4 protein-coding genes and 2 pseudogenes are annotated in these 5,151 nt (G+C 70.5%); 4 read left to right on the top strand and 2 right to left on the bottom strand.

Annotated features, from left to right (window positions below; translation table 11 throughout):
- Window positions 1–74: 74 nt before the first annotated feature.
- From ABZ281_RS36950 to cseC, 4 genes and pseudogenes are all read left to right on the top strand, one after another.
- Window positions 75–1,271: pseudogene (locus ABZ281_RS36950) on the top strand (anaerobic sulfatase maturase); the annotation flags it as partial.
- 76 nt (window positions 1,272–1,347) lie between these two features.
- Window positions 1,348–1,842 (top strand): annotated as a pseudogene (locus tag ABZ281_RS36945) (hypothetical protein); the annotation flags it as partial.
- A 128-nt stretch (window positions 1,843–1,970) separates the two neighbouring features.
- Window positions 1,971–2,672, top strand: a complete 702-nt coding sequence (gene cseB, locus ABZ281_RS36940) for a two-component system response regulator CseB (protein WP_356662415.1) — start codon at window positions 1,971–1,973, stop codon at window positions 2,670–2,672.
- A gap of 14 nt (window positions 2,673–2,686) precedes the next feature.
- Window positions 2,687–4,036, top strand: a complete 1,350-nt coding sequence (cseC, locus tag ABZ281_RS36935) for a two-component system sensor histidine kinase CseC (protein WP_356662414.1) — start codon at window positions 2,687–2,689, stop codon at window positions 4,034–4,036.
- 17 nt (window positions 4,037–4,053) lie between these two features.
- Here cseC and ABZ281_RS36930 read toward each other — a convergent pair whose 3' ends face one another.
- Together ABZ281_RS36930 and ABZ281_RS36925 are read right to left on the bottom strand one after the other, a co-directional pair.
- A complete protein-coding gene (locus ABZ281_RS36930) occupies window positions 4,054–4,500 on the bottom strand; it encodes a VOC family protein (protein ID WP_356662413.1) in 447 nt (148 codons plus the stop codon).
- 71 nt (window positions 4,501–4,571) lie between these two features.
- Window positions 4,572–5,006, bottom strand: coding sequence for a helix-turn-helix transcriptional regulator (locus ABZ281_RS36925; protein ID WP_356662412.1), 435 nt, complete (start codon window positions 5,004–5,006; stop codon window positions 4,572–4,574).
- Window positions 5,007–5,151 lie beyond the last annotated feature (145 nt).

The following is a 5,151-nucleotide window of genomic DNA, read 5'->3' as shown; positions in this document are numbered from 1 at the left end:
ACCGACCCGCGTTCGCCCGCGTCGCCCCGCACGGGTGACGCGGGAGACGGTGCGAGCGTTCCATCCTGGGCCCCATGAGCACCGTGGAGCTGCCCGATCCGACCGTCCGGCGCCGGACCTTCCATCTGCTGGCCAAACCGGCCGGGGCGATCTGCAACCTGGACTGCACCTACTGCTTCTTCCTGTCCAAGGAACTGCTCTACGAAGGCAGCAGGTTCCGTATGGCGGACGAGCTGCTGGATGACTACATCCGGCAACTGATCGAGGCGCACGGACCGGCACCCGAGGTGACGGTGGCCTGGCAGGGCGGTGAGCCCCTGCTGATGGGCCTCGACTTCTTCCGCAGGTCCGTGGAGTACGAGCGACGCCATGCCCGCCCGGGCCAGCGGATCGTGAACACCGTCCAGACCAACGGCACACTCATCGACGCCGCGTGGGCCCGCTTCTTCCGCGACAACGGCTTCCTGGTTGGGCTGTCGATCGACGGCCCGCGCGAACTGCACGACACCTACCGGGTCGACAAGGGCGGCAAGCCCACCTTCGACCGCGTCCTGCGGGGACTGGACCACCTGCGCGAGCACGCCGTCCGATGGAACGCGCTGACCACCCTGCACGACGCCAACGCCGGTCACGGACGCGAGGTCTACGCCTTCCTGCGCGACGACTGCGGCGCCGAGCACATGCAGTTCATCCCCATCGTGGAACGGGCCACCGCGCACGACCTGCCCCTGGCCAACGAGGGCTGGGGGGATCGCGCTTCACAGCGGCCCCTGTACCGGCAGGGGGGCGACCACGTCACCGACCGGTCGGTCACCGGGCAGCAGTACGGCCGATTCCTCATCGACGTCTTCGAGGACTGGGTACGGCACGATGTCGGCCGGGTCTACGTGCAGATGTTCGACGTGGCGCTGGCCAATTGGCACGGAGAGCCGCCCTCGCTGTGCGTGCACTCCAGGACCTGCGGAAACGCCCTCGCCCTGGAGCACAACGGGGACCTGTACTCCTGCGACCACTTCGTCGAGCCGGAACACCTGCTCGGCAACATCGGCGACCGGCACCTGCTGGAGCTGATCGACTCGCCGCGGCAGCGGAAGTTCGGTCAGGACAAGTACGACACTCTGCCCGGCCAGTGTCTCGGTTGTGACGTCCGATTCGCCTGCCACGGCGGCTGCCCCAAGGACCGCTTCGACACCGCCACGGACGGCGAGCCCGGCCTCAACCACCTGTGCGCCGGTTTCAAGGCGTTCTTCCACCACGTCGACGGACCGATGCGCACGATGTCGGGGCTGCTGCGCCAGGGGCGGGCCCCGGCGCTGATCATGCGGGAGTACGCGGACGCCGACTCGGGTGGCGGGCGCCGCCGCCACACCGTCCGCCGCGCCGTCGAAGTCGCCCGACACCGTGAACGCGGTCAAGCTCATCAAGGACGATCCGAAGGTCGCACCCGAGGTGAAGCGCGAGCTGAAGCCGTGCGTCGCCGACGAGTACCCGGTCGACGTCTCCTACGGCAACCTGACGAAAAACTCGGCGGACGACGTCGTGGTCAACGTGTTGACCTGCGGTGACGCGGTGGGCGTGGGCACTTACGTGTACCGCGAGCAGGACGGCTCGTACGAGAACGTGTTCAAGGCGGAGGAGCCCCCGGTCTACGCGGAGATCGACCGCGGGGACCTGGTGGTGACCAAGCAGGTGTACGAGAAGGGCGACCCGGTGTCGAGTCCCTCCGGGGAGAACGTGATCACGTACAGATGGGCCGCCGGCCACTTCGCCGAGAAGTACCGCACACACAACGACTACGGGAAGGTCGCCGGCGACAGCGCCACGCCGGTGCCCGCGAGCTGACGCGCGCGGAGGGCCGCGTGAACCGATCGGGCCGGTCGGACCGATCCCTCGGTGAACGCATCGCCGGGACCGTGCGTCTCAGCAGGAGAACGCACCCCCACGGACCACAGAGGACTGAGAGCACCGGGATGGCAGACCAGACCCACGTCCTGTTCGTCGAGGACGACGACGTCATCCGCGAGGCCACGCAGCTCGCCCTTGAACGGGACGGCTTCGTGGTCACCGCCATGCCCGACGGGCTGTCGGGCCTGGAGGCGTTCCGGGCGGACCGCCCCGACATCGCGCTGCTGGACGTCATGCTCCCCGGCCTCGACGGTGTCAGCCTGTGCCGCCGTATCCGCGACGAGTCCACCGTGCCGGTCATCATGCTGTCGGCGCGGGCCGACTCCATCGACGTCGTGCTGGGCCTGGAAGCGGGCGCCGACGACTATGTGACCAAGCCGTTCGACGGTGCCGTCCTGGTCGCCCGGATCCGCGCGGTGCTGCGCCGCTTCGGGCACGCCGGCGGTGGCCGGGGCGAGGAGCCGGAGGCCCCGGCGAGCGGTGGCGTGCTGGCCTTCGGGGATCTGGAGGTCGACACCGAGGGCATGGAGGTCCGCCGCGCCGGGCAGCCGGTGGCGCTGACGCCGACCGAGATGCGGCTGCTGCTGGAGTTCTCCTCCGCGCCGGGCACGGTGCTCTCCCGCGACAAGCTGCTGGAGCGGGTGTGGGACTACGGCTGGGGCGGGGACACCCGCGTCGTCGACGTGCACGTGCAGCGGCTGCGGCAGAAGATCGGCCAGGACCGGATCGAGACGGTCCGCGGCTTCGGTTACAAGTTGAAGGCCTGAGCAGGGGCAGGGGTATGAGGGGGCACTTCCGGCGCCTGGTCGCCGCTGGCTTGGAGCGTGCGGGCATCCGTACGGGCCTCAGATGGAAGCTGAGCGCGGCCATCGCGCTGGTGGGCGCGCTGGTGGCGATCGCACTGAGCCTCGTCGTGCACAACGCCGCCCGGGTCTCGATGCTGGACAACGCGCGTGACCTCGCCGACGAGCGGATCATGATCGCCCAGCGCAACTTCGAGCTGTCCGGGCGGATGAACTTCCCCAACACCAAGATCAACGACCCGGATCTGCCGCATGCGCTGCGGGACCGGGTCGAGGCGGGCCAGCGGGCGACGTACGTGGCGGACCGGCCTGGCGAGGTGCCCGACATATGGGCCGCCGTGCCGCTGAAGAACGGGCAGGTGATGTCGCTGCACTCAGGCTTCACCGACCGCAGCTCGGACATCCTTCAGGACCTCGATCAGGCCCTGCTCATCGGCTCCATCGCGGTCGTCCTCGGCGGCAGCGCGCTCGGGGTGCTCATCGGCGGGCACCTGTCGCGGCGGCTGCGCAAGGCTGCCCTCGCGGCGGGCCAGCTCGCGGGCGGCGAGACGGACGTGCGCGTGCGGGACGCCATGGGCGGGGTCGTGCGGGACGAGACGGACGATCTGGCGAGCGCGGTGGACGCCATGGCGGACGCGCTGCGGCAGCGCATCGAGGCCGAGCGGCGGGTCACCGCCGACATCGCGCACGAGCTGCGCACCCCGGTGACCGGGCTGCTGACCGCGGCGGAACTGCTGCCGCCCGGGCGCCCGACCGAGCTGGTGCTGGACCGGGCGAAGGCCATGCGCACGCTGGTCGAGGACGTGCTGGAGGTGGCCCGGCTGGACGGGGCCTCCGAGCGGGCGGAGCTGCAGGACATCATGCTGGGCGAGTTCGTCGCCCGGCGGGTGGCGGCCAAGGATCCGGCCATCAAGGTGCGCATCGTGCACGAGTCGGAGGTCACCACCGACCCGCGCCGCCTGGAGCGCGTCCTGTTCAACCTGCTGGCCAACGCGGCCCGGCACGGCAAGCCACCCATCGAGGTCAGCGTCGAGGGCCGGGTCATCCGCGTGCGCGACCACGGCCCGGGCTTCCCCGAGAACCTGCTCGCCGAGGGGCCGAGCCGCTTCCGCACCGGCAGCGTGGACCGGGCCGGGCACGGCCACGGTCTCGGCCTGACCATCGCGGCCGGGCAGGCCCGGGTGCTGGGCGCCCGGCTGACCTTCCGCAACGTCCGCACCCCCGGGACGCCGGAGCGCCTTCCGGCCGAGGGTGCGGTCGCCGTGCTGTGGCTGCCGGAGCACGCGCCGACGAACACGGGGAGCTACCCGATGCTGCCGGGGTCGTGAGGGGGGGGTGCGGCGGATCAGCAGGACCAGTCCTGGTCCATGTCGAGTCCGCCCTCGCGGGGCTGGGTGAACGAGAACCAATTGCCCGAGTCGTCGCGCAGCAGCGCCTCCGTGCCGTACGGGCGCTCCTGCGGCTCCTGGAGGAACTCCACGCCCCGGTCCTTGAGCTTCTTGTAGTCGCCCTGGATGTCGTCGGTGGTCAGCACGCCCGCGCCGAGCGCCCCCTTCGTCACCAGCTTGCGGAGCATCTCGGCGGACTCGGGGTCCATCGCGGGCCCGCCGGGCACCATCAGTGTCAGCTCGACGTCGGGCTGGTTCGGCGAGCCGACCGTGAGCCAGCGCATGCCGCCCTCGCCCATGGTCATGTCCGTACGGACCTCCAGGCCCAGCTTCTCCGTGTAGAACTTCTTGGCCCGGTCCTGGTCGAGGACCCAGACGGTCGAGATGGCGAGACCCTTGATCATGGCGTGCTCCTGCTCTGACTCCGCTGCTGCGGCCGGTTGTGCCTGCCCTGCCACGGTAGGCAGCGGGGGTGTCAGCCCGCTTCTCCGGAATTGCGCTTCTCGCCGGCGCCGGGCGCGGAACGGAAGCCGCCGGCCCAGAGCATGGCGTAGCAGCCGGGTATGAGGGCGACCCCCCGGCCCACGTGCTTCGTGCGGTACTCGCTGGGTGTCAGCCCGGTCCAGGCCTTGAAGCGGGCCGAGAACGTGCCCACGCTGCTGAAGCCGACCAGGTGACAGATCTCCGTCACCGACAGGTTCGCGGTGCGCAGCAGGTCCTCGGCCCGCTCTATACGGCGGTGCGTCAGGTACTGGCCGGGGGGCTCGCCGTAGGCCTCCTTGAAGGCGCGGATGAAGTGATACCGCGAGTACCCGGCGTGCGCGGCGACGGTGTCCAGGCCCAGCTCGGGGTCGGCCCAGTCCCGGTCCATGACGTCCTTGGCGAGCCGCATCCGCCGGGTCCTGTCCATGGGATCGATGGTGGCACGGGGGTCTGACAGCGGCCCCCGCCGGTGGCCGGGCATCTCGCGACCGGGCAAGACGAAGCCCCCGGGCGGACACGGCCGGTTCTACTGATCCCCGCAACACCCTGGAGTTCAGGGAGTTGCGGGGATC

The sequence above is a fragment of the Streptomyces sp. NPDC006265 genome, assembly GCF_040613555.1.
In the GTDB taxonomy this organism is placed as follows: Bacteria; Actinomycetota; Actinomycetes; order Streptomycetales; family Streptomycetaceae; genus Streptomyces.
This window is presented reverse-complemented; position numbering and strand designations above follow the sequence as displayed.

What these genes read in the sequence shown, in the direction of transcription:
- cseB (WP_356662415.1), top strand. Translation starts at nt 1,971, where the DNA reads ATGGCAGACCAGACCCACGTCCTGTTCGTCGAGGACGACGACGTCATC.
- cseC (WP_356662414.1), top strand. Translation starts at nt 2,687, where the DNA reads ATGAGGGGGCACTTCCGGCGCCTGGTCGCCGCTGGCTTGGAGCGTGCG.
- ABZ281_RS36930 (WP_356662413.1), bottom strand. Translation starts at nt 4,500, where the DNA reads ATGATCAAGGGTCTCGCCATCTCGACCGTCTGGGTCCTCGACCAGGAC.
- ABZ281_RS36925 (WP_356662412.1), bottom strand. Translation starts at nt 5,006, where the DNA reads ATGGACAGGACCCGGCGGATGCGGCTCGCCAAGGACGTCATGGACCGG.